At 30.9% G+C, this 17,945-nt stretch carries 15 protein-coding genes and 1 pseudogene; 1 reads left to right on the forward strand and 15 read right to left on the reverse strand.

Translation table 11 applies throughout. The features are described from left to right. Positions 1-1,012, reverse strand: a pseudogene (locus tag ABI549_RS04335) (oligopeptidase B); the annotation flags it as partial. 145 nt (positions 1,013-1,157) lie between these two features. Between ABI549_RS04335 and ABI549_RS04340 the strand changes: the two are divergent. Beyond that, positions 1,158-1,478: a YbaB/EbfC family nucleoid-associated protein gene (locus ABI549_RS04340; protein WP_348075227.1), complete on the forward strand. Its 321-nt coding sequence runs from the start codon at positions 1,158-1,160 to the stop codon at positions 1,476-1,478. A gap of 70 nt (positions 1,479-1,548) precedes the next feature. On the opposite strand, the gene sucD is transcribed toward ABI549_RS04340, so the two are convergent. The 14 genes from sucD to ABI549_RS04410 form a co-directional block, all read right to left on the reverse strand. Beyond that, positions 1,549-2,421, reverse strand: coding sequence for a succinate--CoA ligase subunit alpha (gene sucD / locus ABI549_RS04345; RefSeq protein WP_348075228.1), 873 nt, complete (start codon positions 2,419-2,421; stop codon positions 1,549-1,551). A gap of 104 nt (positions 2,422-2,525) precedes the next feature. Beyond that, positions 2,526-2,888 (reverse strand): nuclear transport factor 2 family protein, encoded by a 363-nt coding sequence (locus ABI549_RS04350; RefSeq protein ID WP_348075229.1) that lies wholly within the window; start codon positions 2,886-2,888, stop codon positions 2,526-2,528. Positions 2,889-2,890: 2 nt separating this feature from the next. Continuing rightward, positions 2,891-3,820, reverse strand: coding sequence for a UDP-3-O-(3-hydroxymyristoyl)glucosamine N-acyltransferase (locus tag ABI549_RS04355; protein ID WP_348075230.1), 930 nt, complete (start codon positions 3,818-3,820; stop codon positions 2,891-2,893). 6 nt (positions 3,821-3,826) lie between these two features. Beyond that, entirely contained in the window at positions 3,827-4,390 is a 564-nt protein-coding gene (efp, locus tag ABI549_RS04360) for an elongation factor P (RefSeq protein WP_348075231.1), read from the reverse strand. Between the two features lie 64 nt (positions 4,391-4,454). Next, a complete protein-coding gene (gene lpxA / locus ABI549_RS04365; protein WP_348075232.1) occupies positions 4,455-5,237 on the reverse strand; it encodes an acyl-ACP--UDP-N-acetylglucosamine O-acyltransferase in 783 nt (260 codons plus the stop codon). 4 nt (positions 5,238-5,241) lie between these two features. Further along, positions 5,242-6,630: a bifunctional UDP-3-O-[3-hydroxymyristoyl] N-acetylglucosamine deacetylase/3-hydroxyacyl-ACP dehydratase gene (locus ABI549_RS04370; protein ID WP_348075233.1), complete on the reverse strand. Its 1,389-nt coding sequence runs from the start codon at positions 6,628-6,630 to the stop codon at positions 5,242-5,244. Between the two features lie 2 nt (positions 6,631-6,632). After that, a complete protein-coding gene (lpxD, locus tag ABI549_RS04375; protein ID WP_348075234.1) occupies positions 6,633-7,652 on the reverse strand; it encodes a UDP-3-O-(3-hydroxymyristoyl)glucosamine N-acyltransferase in 1,020 nt (339 codons plus the stop codon). A 33-nt stretch (positions 7,653-7,685) separates the two neighbouring features. Beyond that, the gene (locus ABI549_RS04380) at positions 7,686-8,921 is read right to left on the reverse strand and encodes an HD domain-containing protein (RefSeq protein WP_348075235.1); all 1,236 of its coding nucleotides are present in this window, start codon (positions 8,919-8,921) and stop codon (positions 7,686-7,688) included. 112 nt (positions 8,922-9,033) lie between these two features. Continuing rightward, positions 9,034-9,651, reverse strand: a complete 618-nt coding sequence (locus tag ABI549_RS04385; RefSeq protein ID WP_348075236.1) for a hypothetical protein — start codon at positions 9,649-9,651, stop codon at positions 9,034-9,036. A gap of 78 nt (positions 9,652-9,729) precedes the next feature. After that, on the reverse strand, positions 9,730-10,098 hold the full coding sequence (locus ABI549_RS04390; protein WP_348075237.1) for a methylglyoxal synthase: 369 nt from the start codon (positions 10,096-10,098) through the stop codon (positions 9,730-9,732). Positions 10,099-10,101: 3 nt separating this feature from the next. Next, on the reverse strand, positions 10,102-10,953 hold the full coding sequence (locus tag ABI549_RS04395) for a BadF/BadG/BcrA/BcrD ATPase family protein (protein WP_348075238.1): 852 nt from the start codon (positions 10,951-10,953) through the stop codon (positions 10,102-10,104). A 203-nt stretch (positions 10,954-11,156) separates the two neighbouring features. Beyond that, the gene (gene gap, locus ABI549_RS04400; RefSeq protein WP_348075239.1) at positions 11,157-12,161 is read right to left on the reverse strand and encodes a type I glyceraldehyde-3-phosphate dehydrogenase; all 1,005 of its coding nucleotides are present in this window, start codon (positions 12,159-12,161) and stop codon (positions 11,157-11,159) included. 51 nt (positions 12,162-12,212) lie between these two features. Next, positions 12,213-13,199 carry a 6-phosphofructokinase gene (gene pfkA / locus ABI549_RS04405; protein ID WP_348075240.1) on the reverse strand — a complete coding sequence of 329 codons (987 nt, stop codon included), beginning with the start codon at positions 13,197-13,199 and terminating at the stop codon, positions 12,213-12,215. A 126-nt stretch (positions 13,200-13,325) separates the two neighbouring features. Next, positions 13,326-17,849 (reverse strand): translocation/assembly module TamB domain-containing protein, encoded by a 4,524-nt coding sequence (locus ABI549_RS04410; protein ID WP_348075241.1) that lies wholly within the window; start codon positions 17,847-17,849, stop codon positions 13,326-13,328. Positions 17,850-17,945: the final 96 nt, after the last annotated feature.

Consider the following 17,945-nt stretch of genomic DNA (forward strand, 5'->3'; position numbering starts at 1 on the left):
CACGTTCTTCAACAACTAAATAGTCTTTAAAAATTTCAATATCTTCTAACAAAACGTCTTCACGATGCGCAATTACTTCTGTCCAATTTTCTTTTGATGTTGCCGTTTCTAAAGTTTTCATCAATTTAAAATTCTCAGCTTCATCCTTATTGGTCATAATATAAAAACTATCGCCGTAATGACTAATGCTATATTCTAAACCACGAACACGTTTTTGGAACATTCTAAATTTTCCGTCAGGATTATCGGCTTCAAGAATTTGATACTCGGTTGTAAGCGTACTTCCTGACTCGATTGCTAAATATTTTTTAGATTTCGATTTGGTAATATCTACATTGTAGGTTTCGTCTTTTTCAAAATAAACCAAAACATCTTCTTGCGATTTTGAGCCTAATTTATGTTTAAAAATTTTGTCTGAACGCAAAGTAACCTCATCTTGTGTCGAATAAAACATGGTAAAATTATCATTTGCCCAAACGGCCGAACCTGATGTATTTTCTATTTTATCTGATAAAATTTCGTTTGTTTCTAGGTTTTTTATTTGAATAGTATAAATTCTTCTTCCTACAACATCTGAACTAAAAATAGCTAATTTATTATCCGGACTAACACTTAATCCTCCCAATTGAAAATAAGAATGTCCTTTTGCCATTTCGTTGCAATCGAACAAAATCTCTTCTTTTGCTTCTAAATTTTCTTTTTTACGAGAATATATAGGATAATCTTGTCCTTTTTCGAAACGAGTAATATAATAATAACCATTATACAAATAAGGAACTGATTGATCATTTTCCTTAATTCTAGACTTCATTTCTTCGAATAATTCCTTCTGAAAATCTTTTGTATCAGAGGTCATTTCGTTATAATATGCGTTCTCTTTATTAAGATAATCTATAACTTCTGGATTTTCACGTTTATTTAGCCAATAATAATTATCAGTTCTTATATCGTTGTGTTTTTCTATAGTATGAGGTTTTATGAGAGCTTGAGGTGGATTTACTTTTTTATGCATTTTTTTGAGCGTAAATTTTATTATTTGAAAGTACAAAAATAAGACAAAGAACGCTTAAAATATGTATCTTTTTCATAATAAATAAAATTGAATTTATATATTTCGATTTAGTAAATTTGCAACAAATAATTTTAAAATTACAATAATGGATTTAATGGGAATGATGGGAAAACTAAAAGAAACCCAACAAAAAATAGAAGATACAAAAAAACGTTTAGACACTGTTCTTATAGACGAGCAAAGTACTGATGGTTTACTAAAAATAACCCTAACAGCTAATAGTACTATAAAAAATATTTCTATTGCAGATTCTTTATTAGAGGACAAAGAACAATTAGAAGATTATCTAATTTTAGTGCTAAATAAATCTATTGAAAAAGCAGCAAAAGTAAATCAAGCAGAATTAGACGCTGTTGCAAAAGTAGATATGCCTATGATTCCTGGTATGGAAGATATGTTTAAATAGAAAACTAAATTCACAAAAAAAAATCGAGCCATTTCTGAGCTCGATTTTTTTTGTGAATTTAGTCTAGAATTTATCCCAAAACTTCTTTTACTTTTTTTCCGATTTCTGCTGGAGAATCTACTACGTGAATTCCGTTTTCACGTAAAATACGTTTTTTTGCTTCTGCAGTGTCGTCTTCTCCACCTACAATTGCACCTGCGTGACCCATTGTTCTTCCTGCTGGAGCAGTAACTCCTGCGATAAAACCAACTACTGGCTTACGGTTTCCATCTGCACGAACCCATTTAGCAGCGTCTGCTTCAAGTTGCCCGCCAATTTCACCAATCATTACGATACAATGAGTTTCTGGATCGTTCATTAATAATTCAACAGCTTCTTTAGTTGTCGTTCCAATAATTGGATCTCCACCAATACCGATTGCTGTTGTTATTCCTAAACCTTGTTTTACTACTTGGTCAGCGGCTTCGTAAGTTAATGTTCCTGATTTAGAAACAATTCCTACATTTCCTTTTTTGAAAACAAAACCTGGCATGATACCAACTTTAGCTTCACCTGGCGTAATGATTCCTGGACAGTTTGGACCTATTAAACGACAGTTTTTATCTTTAATATAATCATTTGCTTTAATCATATCTGCTACTGGAATACCTTCGGTAATTGCAATAATCACTTTGATTCCTGCATCAGCAGCTTCCATAATAGCATCGGCAGCAAAAGCTGGTGGTACAAAAATAATGGTTGTGTCTGCTCCTGCTTTTTCTACAGCGTCTTTTACAGTATTAAAAACTGGACGATCTAAATGCATAGTTCCACCTTTTCCTGGAGTTACACCACCTACAACGTTTGTTCCGTATTCAATCATTTGAGAAGCGTGGAAAGTTCCTTCACTTCCTGTGAATCCTTGAACAATTATTTTTGAATCTTTATTAACTAAAACACTCATGATATATTTTTTATGTTATTTTTTATTGTGTTGCAAAAGTAGTAAAAAGAGTTCAGATTTTAGATTTTAGATTTCAGATTTTTAATCTAAAACATAATCTTTTTTTATGACAACTGACTCATTTGAAATCCACGATATAATTTATCCTCTTTTAGTTCCCATATAACCATAAAATGTGCTAAAATCATTTCTTCTCTTGGGTTCTCGATTGTCTTAATATAATGACTATATCTTACCGTAACTTTGTTATTATCTTCTAATAAATGAGTAATATATACTCTAGAAGAATGATATGCTTTGCCCATCTGATTGACTATATTGACCATTTCTTCTTTATTCATTTGAAGAAAACCTTTGCTACTATTCCAATCTAAAGAAACATCAGGATGCATATAAGTATCTATCAATTTGCTGTCTAAGAAAGCATTCGATTTATAAAAATCTTTGACTAATTCTTTTGCGGTCATTTTTATTTGATTTTATTTATGATTTCTGGAATTCGTTTTATATTGGCTAATTGTTTTAGTTTTTCACGAGATTCTTCAACTGGAGTACCAAAATAAGATTTCCCGCCTTCAATAGATTTAGTAACGCCAGTTTGTCCCATCACTACTGCTTTTTTACCAATCGTAATTCCGCTAGTTGTTCCTACTTGTCCCCAAAGTGTAACCTCATCTTCAATAATTACGCAACCGGCAATTCCTGTTTGTGAAGCGATTAAACATTTTTTTCCGATAATTGTATCGTGTCCTACATGAACTTGATTATCTATTTTTGTTCCCTCACCAATAGTTGTATCGCCAGTAACTCCTTTATCGATAGTACAAAGTGCTCCAATACCAACATTATCTTGAATAACCACACGGCCACCAGAAATTAATTGATCGAAACCATCTGGACGTTTTTTGTAATAAAAAGCATCGGCACCTAATATTGTTCCTGCGTGAATTATAACATTGCTACCAATGATTGTATTGTCATAAATAGAAACATTAGAATGAATAAGACAATTTTCGCCAATTGTTACATTGTTTCCAATGAAAGAATTGGGTTGAATAATTGTTCCTTTTCCTATTTTGGCGGAAGCCGAAACCGAAACATTAGATGCTTGAAATGGTCTGAAATGATTGGTTAATTTGTTGAAATCTCTAAAAGGATCATCAGATATCAATAAAGCTTTTCCTTCAGGACAATCTACATTTTTGTTTATTAAAATGATAGTTGCTGCCGATTGTAATGCTTTATCGTAATATTTTGGATGATCTACAAATACTATATCTCCCGATTGAACAACATGAATTTCGTTCATACCCAAAACTGCAAAATTGTCATCACCTACATATTCGCAGCTAATGATATTTGCAATTTCTTTAAGGGTTTGTGTTTGGGGGAATTTCATCAAAAATTATTTTACACGTTCCATATAAGAACCTGAAGCAGTATCTATTTTTATTTTATCTCCTTCATTGATAAACAAAGGAACATTTATAGACGCACCTGTTTCTACCGTTGCAGATTTTGTTGCATTTGTAGCCGTATTTCCTTTAACACCTGGTTCAGCATAAGTAACTTCTAATACTATTGATGCTGGCATATCTACAGAAAGAGGTAAATCGGTTTCGGTATTTACTTGTACCATTACGTTTGTTCCTTCTTTAAGTAATCCTGGATTATCAAGAATTTTTTTATCTAAAGTAATTTGTTCAAAAGATTCAACATTCATAAAATGAAATTGATCTCCTTCGGCATATAAATACTGATAAGTATGTGTTTCTACACGAACCTCATCTATTTTGTGTCCAGCAGAAAAGGTATTGTCTAATACTTTTCCGTTAGATAAGCTTCGTAATTTTGTACGAACAAAAGCTGGTCCTTTACCTGGTTTTACGTGAAGAAATTCGATAATTTTATAAATATCATGATTAAATTTAATACACAATCCGTTTCTTATATCTGATGTAGATGCCATTTTTTTGTTTATTTGTTAATCGGTTATTCTTAATTGTTTATTTTTTGCTAATCTGAAATCTAAATTATACCCCTGTATATCCTTTCATAATACCTCTAGAAGAATTTCTAATAAAATCTAAGATTTCATCTCTTTCTGGAGTTGCTTCCATTTCTGCTTCAATTATTGCTAAAGCTTGAGAAGTATTATAATTTTTTTGGTACAAGGTTCTGTATATACTTTGAATTTCGCTAATTTTTTCGGTAGTAAATCCTCTTCTTCTTAATCCTACAGAGTTTATTCCTACATAAGACAAAGGTTCTTTTGCTGCTTTTGTATAAGGCGGAACATCTTTTCTTAATAATGAACCCCCTGATATCATGGCATGATCACCTACACTTATAAATTGGTGTACTGCAGATAGACCTCCAATTATTGCATATTTACCAATAGTTACGTGTCCTCCTAGTAAAACACCATTTACAATAATTGCATTATCACCAATATGACAATCATGAGCTACGTGTGCTGTTGCCATAATTAAACAATTATTACCAATCACGGTTTGTCCAGAAGCTATTGTTCCTCTATTTATAGTAACGCATTCTCTAATGGTAACGTTATCTCCAATTATCACTAAAGAATCTTCTCCACCAAATTTTAAATCTTGTGGCACTGCTGAAATTACTGCACCAGGAAAAATATTACAGTTTTTACCTATTCGTGCCCCTTCCATAATAGTTACGTTAGACCCTATCCAAGTTCCGTCTCCAATAACTACATTATTATGAATGGTTGTAAATGGCTCTATAACAACATTTTTGGCGATTTTTGCGCCTGGATGTACATATGCTAATGGTTGATTCATATTTTTATTGTTTTTTAGCAATTTGCGCCATTAGCTCTGCTTCGGCAACTAGTTTTCCGTTTGCATAAGCATGGGCTTGCATGTGACAAATCCCTCTTCTTATAGGAGTTATTAATTCACATTTGAATATTAATGTATCTCCTGGTAATACTTTTTGTTTGAATTTTACATTGTCAATTTTCATAAAAAATGTCAAGTAATTTTCTGGATCCGGTACCGAACTTAAAATTAGAATCCCTCCTGTTTGTGCCATTGCTTCTACAATTATAACTCCTGGCATAACTGGTGCTCCCGGAAAATGCCCAACAAAAAACGTTTCGTTCATTGTTACATTTTTTAATCCAACTACAGAACTGTCAGTCATTTCGATGATTCTGTCTACAAATAAAAATGGTGGACGGTGTGGCAAAATACTCATAATCTTATGAATATCCATCAACGGTTCTTTATTTAAATCATAAATAGGAACATAATTACGTTGTTCTGCTTTTATAAGTTTAGACATTTTTTTTGCAAATTGAGTATTTACAAAATGACCTGGTTTATTTGCTATTACTTTTCCTTTTATTCTTGTTCCGATTAATGATAAATCGCCAATTACATCAAGTAATTTATGTCGTGCGGCTTCGTTAGGATAGTGTAAAGTAAGATTATCTAAAACACCATTTGGAGTAACTGAAATTTTATCTTTTCCAAATGCAATTTTTAACCTATCCATCGTTTCGGTAGAGATTTCTTTATCTACATAAACAATAGCATTGTTTAAATCTCCACCTTTTATAAGTCCATTTTCTAACAAGGTTTCTAATTCATGTAGGAAACTAAAAGTACGACAGTTTGCAATTTCGCTTTTAAATTGGCTAATATTTTTCATACTCGCATTTTGAGTACCTAATACTTTAGTACCAAAATCGACCATGGCGGTTACTTGATAATCATCACTTGGCATAACAATTATTTCGCTTCCAGTAGCTTCATCTATATAAGAAATAACTTCTTTTACAACATAAATATTCCTTTCGGCATTTTGTTCTGCAATTCCTGCATTTTCTATAGCTTCTACAAAATATTTTGATGAACCGTCCATGATAGGAAGTTCTGAAGCATTTAGTTCGATAACAACATTATCTAAATCGCAACCTACTAATGCAGCTAGGACGTGTTCTGGTGTTTGAATTTTAACACCTAATTTTTCTAAATTAGTACCACGTTGCGTATTTACAACATAATTTGCATCAGCTTCAATTATGGGTGACCCCTCTAAATCTACTCTAACAAAAGTAAATCCACTATTTATTGGTGCTGGTTTGAATGTTATTGTTACTTCATTTCCTGTATGAAGTCCAACTCCTGTAAGAGAAATTTCGTTATTGATGGTTTTTTGTTTGACCATAATTATTTTATTATTTTTTTTAATTCTTCTATTTCGGTAACAATTTTTGGAAGATTTTTAAAATGTACGTAGGATTTACTGTAGTCTGAATATCCAAATGAAGGACTTCCTTGCAAGGTTTCCTTGTCTTTTATATTTCTTCCCACTCCTGATTGTGCTTGAATTCTTACATTATTACCAATGATTAGATGTCCTGCAATTCCTACTTGTCCACCAATCATGCAGTTTTTGCCAATTTTTGTAGAACCCGCAATACCTGTTTGCGCTGCAATTACAGTATTTTCGCCAATTTCTACATTATGAGCAATTTGAATTTGATTGTCTAACTTTACTCCTTTTCTAATAATTGTAGATCCTAAAGTTGCTCTATCTATTGTGGTGCAAGCTCCAATATCTACATTATCTTCTATAATTACATTTCCTATTTGAGGAACTTTGCTATAAACTCCTTCATCGTTTGGTACAAAACCAAAACCATCAGCCCCTATTGTTGTCCCAGAATGAATGGTACAATTATTACCTATTTCGGTTTCTGAATATATTTTAGCTCCTGCAAAAATAATTGTATTGTTTCCAATTTTTACATTATCACCTATAAAACTATTAGGATAAATTTTCACGTTATCACCAATAATTACATTTTCGCCAATATAACTAAAACTTCCTAAATAAAATTCTTTCCCATATTTTGCCGATTCGGGTAATACACAAGGAATTTCTATACCTACTTTATTGTTTTTTACTTGGTTGTAAAACTCTAATAATTTTGCAAAAGATTTATAAGCATCTTCTACTTTTATTAATGTAGTTGATATTGGACTTTCAGGAACAAACGTATTGTTTACAATAGTTATTGTTGCTTTTGTTTCGTATATAAAATTTGCATATTTAGGATTTGCCAAAAAAGTTAAAGAACCTTCTGTACCTTCTTCTATCTTAGATAATTTAGAAACTTCGGCTGCTGGATTCCCAACAACTTCTCCTTCTAATATTCCTGCTATTTGTTCGGCCGTAAATTTCATTTGCACAAAAATATAAAAATTTAAAAAGAAACTTTAGTTTTTATTGAGTTGTTTTGGAAAACAAAGAAAATATTTTGTGACTTGTTTAGACAATGCTTTCAATGATAATTGATCTGACAACAAAGCAACATCTTCTATCGAACCGTCTTTTTTGAGTATTCGTATAGGCTCAGCCAATTTGCTGTAAGCTTGATTTCTTATTTTTCCTTTGAAAACAAAATATTTTGCTTCTTGCAATCCTATATTATTTGTTTTAGAAAATTGTTCCGTTAATCCCTGAACTTCTTCTTTAGAAAATTTATCTTCATTCATTTTGATTTTCAGCAAATCTCTATTTATTATCATTTTACTTAACGAACTTAATGTAAAATCTGGATGGTTCTGCCAATGTTTTATAGCTCCAACAATATCAGTATCATCTAATTGAGCGAATTTATTAAGAATCTCATCATTAAAATTGGTTAAACTTATTTTATTTTCAATAAAGAAAAGTAAATTGTCGCTGCATGTAATCGCAATTTCTTTATGGTATAACTCTTTTGCTCTTTTTAGTATGTTTGTTAAAGTCAATTCAGCAACTAAACTGGTTTTGTGTAAATATACTTGCCAATACATTAGTCTTCTTGCCATTAAAAATTTTTCGACTGAATAAATTCCTTTTTCTTCAATTACCAATACGTCATCAACAACATTCATCATCTGAATTAATCGATCAGAATTAATTTTCCCTTCTTCTACTCCTGAATAAAAACTATCACGTTTCAGATAATCCATCCTATCCATATCTAATTGACTAGAAATGAGTTGCAACATAAATTTACGATGGTATTCTCCTTTAAAAATTTGAATTGCCAAGCTTAATTGTCCGTCGAATTCAATATTTAATTTATTCATAAACAACAAAGAAATTTCTTCGTGATGAACGTCTTCTACAATACTGCGTTCCATTGTGTGGGAAAAAGGACCATGACCTATGTCGTGTAATAAAATTGCTATATACAAAGCGTTTTCCTCTTCAGGAGAAATGATTGTATTTTTGAATCGAAGTACTTGAATAGCTTTTTGCATAATATGCAAGCAACCTAAAGCATGATGAAACCTTGTATGATTTGCGCCTGGATAAACTAGAGAGGATAATCCCATTTGAGAAATTCTTCGCAATCTCTGAAAATATGGATGCTGAATTAAATCATAAATTAGCGGATTCGGAATGGTAATGAAACCATATATAGGGTCGTTGAATATTTTTAGCTTATTTGTGTTGTTCACTTTTTTCTATTTATACAAATATAGATAAGATAAAATACGTTTTAATAATTTATAGAAATTAAAAATCCCTTTTTGGAAATATTCAAAAAGGGATTTTTAATTTCTATAAATATTATTTTCTTTTCTTTTTTGTTGGTTTAGTTGCTACTGGAATATTTGGTTTTGCAACTTCATATCTCATCGAGGTTGTATTATAAGTATATTTTGTATCCGAAGATTTATCTTTTAATGAAAAATCTTCTCCTAAAAACACAAACTCGTATCCAGATTTTCTTGTTCGTTCTTGTGTTTCTGATGCCGTTTTAAGTTTGTCTAAAAAAACAATTTCTTTAATTTTTGTTGTAGAATATGTATTAGCAATTTGCAGAATTTTAGTTCCTGGATTCCATATTTGAGATTCTACAACCGTAGTTTCTTCTTTTTTAAGTTTGGTTTCTACAATATTATTTTCTGTCCAAGTTACATAATACATAGGTGTTCCTTTTGTTGTATAGTTTTTAATGCTACACAAAGTCGGCGTTCCTTTTACATCATATTTTTTTAGTAATAAGGTATCTTTTTTAACTCCATTTGTGACAAAAAGATAAAAATTATTTTTACTTATTTCTGCAGAAGCATTTCCGCTTTTTGTGATTACAATATTAGGAATTACTGCTTCAGTCTTCTTTTTCTTTTGACTGTATATACTTCCGAAACAAAGAAGTAAAGCAAATAAGGCTATTTTTTTCATAATTTGGGTGCGTTTTGGTGAAGCAATATACAAATTTATTTGAACCTTCAAAATTAAAAAAACATTATAAACCGTTTGTTATTTAGAAATGGCATTCAATAACAATTGTGCGGTGGCTTCGTTTGTAGCTAAAGGAACATTATGAACATCGCAAACGCGAATAAGCATATTTATATCTACTTCGTGCGGGTGACTTGAGTTTGGATCTTTAAAAAACAAAACCATTTGTGTTTTTCCTTCGGCAACACGGGCTGCAATTTGAGCATCGCCTCCCATAGGACCAGAAAGCATTTTTGTAACTTGAAAACCAGCATTTTCTGCTTTAGTTCCTGTTGTTCCTGTAGCAATTAAGGAAATATTTTTTGCATGAAGAATTGATGCGTTTTTATTTAGAAACTGAACTAAATCAGCTTTCATGCGGTCGTGAGCAATTATAGCAATTTCCATTTATTATTTGTTTAAAACATGGTATTCGATTAAACCATCTATTGGTCGGCGTAATACATTTCCTAACTTTATTTCGTGTTTATTTAAAATTTTCTCTAACTCATCTTTTAAATAAAAAGCAATCGAACCTATAAAATGTACTGGAACTTCTTTGTAATTATCAAACTGTTTGATGTAATTTTCTACAAAAGATTCCATTTCTTCATTGATGAAATTTTGACAAAACTGGGTGTCTTTATGCTTTATTAAAAACTTAGCAAATGTTGCTAAATATGCGTTTGGATTGGGTTCTTTGTATAAATTATTTTTTACTGGATCTGGTTTTACATTGTAAGTAGTCTCAAACTCTTCTGCTAAATCAGCTGGCATTTTATTAAAATAATAGCCTCTAAGTAAATGTCTTCCGAAGCGATTTCCTGAACAATCATCCATAGCAATATAGCCTAATGATTGTACTTTTTGATGCAGCACATTTCCGTCAAAATAGCTACAATTTGAACCTGTGCCTAGTATACAAACAATAGCTTTTTCGTTTTTGGGTGTTGTGGCATAAACTGCTGCATAGGTATCTTCGTGAACCGTTACTTTTGCATTTGGAAAATAATTTTGAAACACTTCTGTTAAAAAAAATTTCATCCTATCGGTTCCGCAACCTGCTCCATAAAAAAATAAGTTAGATACTTGGTTTTTATTATGTGCAATATCAAATCTATCTTCAAGACGGTTTATTATTTCTTCTTTTGTTAAAACTTCTGGGTTTAATCCTAATGATTGCGTGGTAAAAAGTACTTTTCCTGCTTCATCTATGGCAATCCAATCGGCTTTTGTAGAGCCACTATCTACGAGTAGTTTCATTTAATTTTTTAGATTTTAGATTTAGATTTTAGATTTACTAAAATGCAAAATAGTTTCGATTAGTTTATTTCTAGCCCCGATAGAAGCGGTTATCCTTTTTGTTTTTTCTTTAAAAACAAAAAGATAAAAGCGGATAGCGGGAAATAGCTTCAAAAAAAAATCCCATTAATATTGGTATTAATGGGAATTAAATATATGATTTTTTATTTTAAACTAGCAATATGTACTGATAAATCTATTAATTTACTTGAATATCCGTACTCATTATCATACCAAGAGACAATTTTGAAAAAAGTAGAATTTAATCCAATTCCTGCTTTTGCATCTACAATTGATGTGCGTGAATCAGACACAAAGTCTTGAGAAACAACATCATCTTCGGTGTAACCGAGTATTCCTTTCATAGAAGTTTCTGAAGCATTTTTTAATACTTTCATAATTTCTTCGTAAGTAGTTTCTTTAGCTAATTTTACGGTTAAATCTACCACAGAAACATCGGCAGTGGGTACACGCATTGACATTCCTGTTAGTTTTCCGTCAAGTTCTGGGATTACTTTTCCTACTGCTTTTGCAGCTCCTGTTGAAGATGGGATTACGTTTAATAGTGCTGATCTTCCGCCACGGAAATCTTTACGTGATGGCCCGTCGACAGTGAGTTGCGTTGCTGTTGTTGCGTGTATTGTGGTCATTAAGCCTTCTACAATTCCGAAATTATCATTGATAACTTTTGCTAATGGCGCTAAGCAATTTGTTGTACATGACGCATTTGACACAATGGTGTTCGCTGCTGTTGCTTTATCATGATTTACTCCCATTACAAACATGGGCGCATTTGCTGATGGTGAAGAAATAACTACTTTTTTTGCGCCTCCATCGATATGAGCTTGGGCAGTTTCTAAAGTAGTGAAAATCCCTGTACATTCTGCAACTACCTCTGCTCCAACTTCGTCCCATTTTAATGTTTTTGGATCTTTTTCGGCAGTTACTCTTATGTGTTTATCGTTTACAAAAAGTTTTCCTTCTTTTACTTCTACTTTTCCTGCAAAACGACCATGAACTGAATCGTATTTTAATAAATATGCTAAATGATCTACATCTAATAAATCGTTTATAGCTACTACTTCTACATTATCTCTATTATAGGTTTCTCTAAAAACTATTCTTCCTATTCTTCCAAAACCGTTTATTCCTAATTTTACTTTTGACATTTTTATTTTTTATTGATATTTTAATTAGCTTTTTAAATATTATAATTTTAATTAAGTCGACATGATGTCTGAAACTCTTAATAATTCTTTATCTATTTCCGATTTTCCTTTTATTGCTTTCTCTAATGGAGTTAATGATACTTTATCCATTAGCATTCCTACCATAAAATTTGATTTGCCTTCAAGTAATGATTCTACTGCTTTTACGCCTAATCTTGAAGCAAGAACCCTATCAAAACAAGATGGCGCGCCTCCTCTTTGCATGTGACCTAGAACCGAAACACGAACATCATATTCTGGCATATGTTCTTCAACATAATCTTTAAGTTCAAATACATTTTTTCCCATTTTATCACCTTCAGCAACGACAACAATACTTGATGATTTACCTGATGCTTTACTTTTTTGAAGTGATTCTAATAATCTATCCAACCCTAAATCTTCTTCTGGAATAAGGATTTCCTCTGCTCCTGCTCCTATACCAGCATTTAGTGCTATATGTCCTGCATCACGTCCCATAACTTCGACAAAAAATAATCGGTTATGAGAACTTGCGGTATCTCTAATTTTATCTATAACTTCTACAACTGTATTTAATGCTGTATCGTAACCTAGTGTATGACTAGTACCAAAAATATCATTATCTATAGTTCCTGGAATCCCCATTACTGGAAAATTGAATTCATTATTAAAGATTTCGGCACCAGTAAAAGTTCCGTCTCCACCAATAACGACAAGTGCATCTACTTCAGAATTTAGTAAATGTTGGTATGCTTTTTTACGTCCTTCAATAGTCATAAATTCTTTTGATCTTGCAGACTTTAGAATTGTCCCACCTTTATTAACAATATTATTTACTGAACGTGGTCCTAATTCTTTAAAATCTCCTTCTATCATTCCTTGATAACCACGATATATTCCTATACATTCTATGTTATGGTATGCACAGGTACGAACTACCGAACGTATAGCCGCATTCATACCAGGAGCATCTCCACCAGAAGTTAGAACTCCTATTTTTTTTATTTTTTTTGACATTAATGCAATAATTGAATTGTAAAATTAATAAAGTAATAATTAGAGCCGTTGAGATTTTAATAAAATTTATTAATTTATTAAAATCTCAAACGTTTTCGTTAATAAGTTTTTTAGAATTGAGTATTTTTAGTTTAAATCTGGAACTCTTTCTGGAGCAGCTTTGGATTTTTCAACTGCATTTTTTTGACGTTGTTCAGTAAATTGAATAAACTCAGGTGTTAAATCGGAATCTGGAACATCTTCTTTTTTAGATTCTTTTTCTTCCTTATCCTTTTTAGACAAAATTTTTGCAATAAGCTCTTTGAAGGTATTAAAATCGACATCGTAAGTAACTCCAATACCTTGTGTATAACCTATTCCTTCACCTACATATTTAGTATCATTTTCACGATTAAAAACTCTTGCTTTTAGAGAACCATCCTCATTGAGACGTAACTCAATTTCTACATCTCCTACAATTGCCGATTCTGAAACACCACCTACAGGAACACCTAATTTCCCGTTTATAGTAATTTTATTACTTATCTGTGTAGAAAGAGTTATTCCTAGTCGTCCATCCGTTTGGGAATCTAGATTTCGTTTGTCTCCTTGCACATAATTTAGTCCTACTTTTAATTTGTCATCTTCATTAGAAAATATATCCTGAAATAGACTACCTGCTTTTTCTAAAAGATTACCTGTTATTATATTTTCTCCAACACCTTTATCACTTAAGAAACTACCCGATGATAATAATGCCATTGCTTGCGTTTGTCTCTTGTCGCTGTCACTTAATTTGTACTCTAACTCCGATGATAGGACTGAACTAAGTGTTGGGAAATTGATCGATATATCCGGAACTGGACTCGTTAACTTATCTGTTAATTTTATAACCACTTCTGTAGGTATCTTTTTAGTAAATGATGAATTTTCTAATAATATTCCTGGATTTGCTTCTGTTTTATAAACAGCCTCCATATCTAATGTAGCATTTAGAGGATCTCCATCCCATGATATAGAACCTCCCTTTTTGATATCAAATTTTTTATCTATAATTCCACCATATTTAAAATTATAAGTTCCTGAATATACCTGAAAATCACCCCACATATTAAATTTTCCTAATGTATTAATTTCCATTAGCAAACTTCCTGCTCCTCTTCCTTTAAGTGAATGTCCTGAATTTTTATCTATAATAACTTCTATTTCAGCATCCTTTGTGATATCAAGTTCAAAATTAAGTTCGACTCCGTTATAGGTTTTTCGTTTTCTTTTTTTTGTTTTATCGGCGATATCATCTTTTGCCGATTTAAATTTTATATAGTCATTTTCCGAAGAAGCTTCAGAATCTGTAATCGGAATTTTTATAGAAGTCCCCTTCTCAGATTTTGCATTCACATTAATTACCAATCCGTTTGTGGGGCCTTTTATGGTTGCCTCTCCATCTATAAAAGCGGTTCCGTAATATAGAGCATCATCGGAATCCTTAGTGTCTAAAGCCACAATCCTGTTGGACGAAAGATTTAAATCTAAAAACCAATCGCCAAAATTATGATGGCGAATTCCTCCACTTAAAATTCCTTTTGTACCATATTTAGAATCATTAATTTTTATATTTCTAAAAGAAAACTGGTTTTCTGTTACATCTACAATTGAATTGTTTTCAAAATTATAATCTATATTTAGGTAAGGCACTTTTAATCCTGCTTTATTGAGGTATAATCTACCTGTAATATCCGGATTTTCTAATTCCCCTTTAAAACTAGCTGTTCCCGAGGCTAATCCACGAATATTTGTAATCACACTACCCCCTAAGGCACTAAATACTCCCATATTAAAATTATTGAGTCGAAGAGCCAAATCGAGTAATGTATTTTTATTCTCAATAAACACATTTCCGTCGGCAGAAAAAGATTCTAATCCTTCATTTTTTAAAACAGAATTAATATTAAAATTTTTGAAAGTGTCATCACCTTTTACATCGACAACTAACTTTCCTAATTCTAAATTATTTATACTTAAACTATCTACAGTTATTGATGCCGTTGGCTCATAAACTGATTTATTTTGTTTAAAGTTAACCAGACCATTTACTTTTCCTTTCAATTTTAAACTATCTATGGATGGTGTTATTTTGTCGAGTTCTATATCTTTTAAAGAGAGTTTTATATCTTTATAGGTAGAATCTCGTAAAACACCCATCAATTCCATTACTTGATTTTTGTGCGACATTGATATTTTTTCGATAGAAAAATCAGTTAACTTTTTGTTGAAAATAATTTTGTTATCTTTAGATTCATCTTCATTTATAAACCATAAATAATCTTTGAAGTTTACTTCAGATTTTTTAATTCCAACCACACTATTATTGTCTTTATTAATCGTGTGGTATAAGTTTAAATTATAAAAATCTTCTGCTTTTTTTCCTCCCTTGAACTCTGTTCTAAAAAATAATGTATCATTTGCTGTTACATTTATCAGACTAAAATCAGACACTTTATAACGTTTCGTCTTAATGCTATCCATTTGGATATAAGCGTTATATAATGGATTTTTGTTGTCAATATCTATATTTATATTATCAAAATTATTATTATATGCTGTAATGCTTGGTGATTTAAAATTAAATTTAAATTCATCATTATCAGAATTTATCATTCCTTTCATAAATGTGTTTTCACCTAAAGAAACTTCTGGAAGAAAAATTTCAATTAATTTACTATACACATTAAAATCAAATTTCAAGAATTGTCCTTTGTTTACTTTATTTGGCGAATAATTAGCATATAAACTTCCTAAGGAATTTTCTACCAGTTTTTCAAGCTGGTTAAACTGAAACTTTCCAACGACTTTCCCTTCAATAATATCTGGAGAATTTATAGTAATTGTTCTTACTCTATTTTCGTCAAAATAAGATTTTATCACAAAATCATCAAAAAAGTAAGTGTCTTTGTTATTTTCGTATGATGTTTGATTTATAAAAACTTCTCCATATAAATTATCTATCGAATTCCCTTGCAGTTGCATCGTAACATCACCACGAAAAACTGAAATAGAATCGACAGTATATAATTTTAATTTTTGAAGATTGGCATATTCTACATTGGCATGAAAATCATATTTATTTACTTTATTGTTCAAATTAAGAATTCCGTCAAAATCCATTTGTAAGTTTGGATCGTTTACATTTATACTTCCTTTGAATATCGATTTTATCATGGTTCCATCAACCACCATATTCTTATAATTGTATTTATTGTAATAAACACTTTGTACTGTTCCTTCTAGTTTTGTATTTAAATATTTTTGTGTAAACCCTTTTCCATCAACATCTAAATCAAGATTTACAACGCCAACATCGGTTCTGTTTAACAGTTTCCCTAAATTAAAATTATCTAATTTTATATTTCCAATATAGGTTGCATTGTCTATATTGTCTATGCTTGTCATACTCAAATTGGACTTTGCATTTCCTAAAGCTGTTCTTAATAAAATATCTGCTTTTATAGTTTTTAAAGTAACTTCAGTAGTTCCCGAAAGAGTAAATACGCCAAATTTCTTGAAAGTTGTCGGGAGATTTTCACCCAAAACTCTAGGCAAAATAGCATTAAGATTATTATACGTTGATGATATTTTAGAAAAATCTCCTTTCATATAAAAATCTCCTTTGTTTTTAGAAAAAAGATTTTTAAAAGTAAAATTTCCTACTATTTCGGATTTGTTATTGTCTATTAATTTTAACTTTTTTGTAGAAAAATTATTTAGAGTACCTAAAAGTTTCCCACTTAAATTGAATCGCTGATTTTTACCAAATTCTCCATAATAATGATTTAAATCATTAGAAGAAACAGATGCTTTATTAATCTTAACATCAAAAATCACTTTGTTGTTAAAGTCTGAAAAATCCTTTCTGTCATATCTTAAAGCTACGTTTCCTTTCAGGTCAGATTCTGGCGTTTTTACAGTTAGCTTTTCTAACAGAATATTTTTTTTAGTATAAGTAAACTCAGATATAAGATTATCAACCACAAGACCACGATTGTCTACAAACGACATTTCTTTTATCGAAGTAGTAACGTCTGGTCCTAGAATTTTAAAATTTGTGGTAACCGCATTTAACTTTTTTGCACTAAAAAGCAAAGGTTTCTCTAGATTATAGTCGTTAAAAGCAAAAGTACTGTTGGTTAAATCAAATTTATTAGCGGTTAATAAAAACTTTTTCTTCGATTTTGTGGGTGTTTCTTCATCAAAAAGAGCAATAAACTTATCTAAATTATTTTCTTTTTCTCCTTTATAATTTTTTAAATTAAAAAACAATCCGTCTAAAGCAACATCACCAAAACGTAGATCTCCATTTACTAATTTTTTTAAATCAAGAATATTCGTTTTTAACCTATTGATATAAAATAACGTATCTTTTTTGTGATCTCTAATGAGCACTTGCTTTAGCTTAACACCACCAAATACTGTAAAATTAGCTTCCTGAACAGTAATATCAGTACCAAATTCTTTATTTAATTGTTCCGTAGCATATTGCCCTAACATCGTTTGAACTGATGGTAAAGAAAGCGCAATACCAAGTCCCAACAATAACAATACCAATCCTAAAAGGAATAGTAATATGTATTTTCTAACTTTTTTGAGACCCGTATTTTTTTTCTTTTCTTCCAACAATAGTTTTTTGCAAAGGTAAACAGCCCAGAACCTTTAGATTTAATAAAAAATCTTTATTTTTGGGCTTCGATGTAAAATTAAATATTTTATATC

Source organism: Flavobacterium sp. (assembly GCF_039932285.1).
Lineage (GTDB): Bacteria > Bacteroidota > Bacteroidia > Flavobacteriales > Flavobacteriaceae > Flavobacterium.

Bases quoted from the DNA above. Each gene is read 5' to 3' on its own strand.
- ABI549_RS04340 (WP_348075227.1), top strand. From the start codon at position 1,158: ATGGATTTAATGGGAATGATGGGAAAACTAAAAGAAACCCAACAAAAA.
- sucD (WP_348075228.1), bottom strand. From the start codon at position 2,421: ATGAGTGTTTTAGTTAATAAAGATTCAAAAATAATTGTTCAAGGATTC.
- ABI549_RS04350 (WP_348075229.1), bottom strand. From the start codon at position 2,888: ATGACCGCAAAAGAATTAGTCAAAGATTTTTATAAATCGAATGCTTTC.
- ABI549_RS04355 (WP_348075230.1), bottom strand. From the start codon at position 3,820: ATGAAATTCCCCCAAACACAAACCCTTAAAGAAATTGCAAATATCATT.
- efp (WP_348075231.1), bottom strand. From the start codon at position 4,390: ATGGCATCTACATCAGATATAAGAAACGGATTGTGTATTAAATTTAAT.
- lpxA (WP_348075232.1), bottom strand. From the start codon at position 5,237: ATGAATCAACCATTAGCATATGTACATCCAGGCGCAAAAATCGCCAAA.
- ABI549_RS04370 (WP_348075233.1), bottom strand. From the start codon at position 6,630: ATGGTCAAACAAAAAACCATCAATAACGAAATTTCTCTTACAGGAGTT.
- lpxD (WP_348075234.1), bottom strand. From the start codon at position 7,652: ATGAAATTTACGGCCGAACAAATAGCAGGAATATTAGAAGGAGAAGTT.
- ABI549_RS04385 (WP_348075236.1), bottom strand. From the start codon at position 9,651: ATGAAAAAAATAGCCTTATTTGCTTTACTTCTTTGTTTCGGAAGTATA.
- ABI549_RS04390 (WP_348075237.1), bottom strand. From the start codon at position 10,098: ATGGAAATTGCTATAATTGCTCACGACCGCATGAAAGCTGATTTAGTT.
- ABI549_RS04395 (WP_348075238.1), bottom strand. From the start codon at position 10,953: ATGAAACTACTCGTAGATAGTGGCTCTACAAAAGCCGATTGGATTGCC.
- gap (WP_348075239.1), bottom strand. From the start codon at position 12,161: ATGTCAAAAGTAAAATTAGGAATAAACGGTTTTGGAAGAATAGGAAGA.
- pfkA (WP_348075240.1), bottom strand. From the start codon at position 13,199: ATGTCAAAAAAAATAAAAAAAATAGGAGTTCTAACTTCTGGTGGAGAT.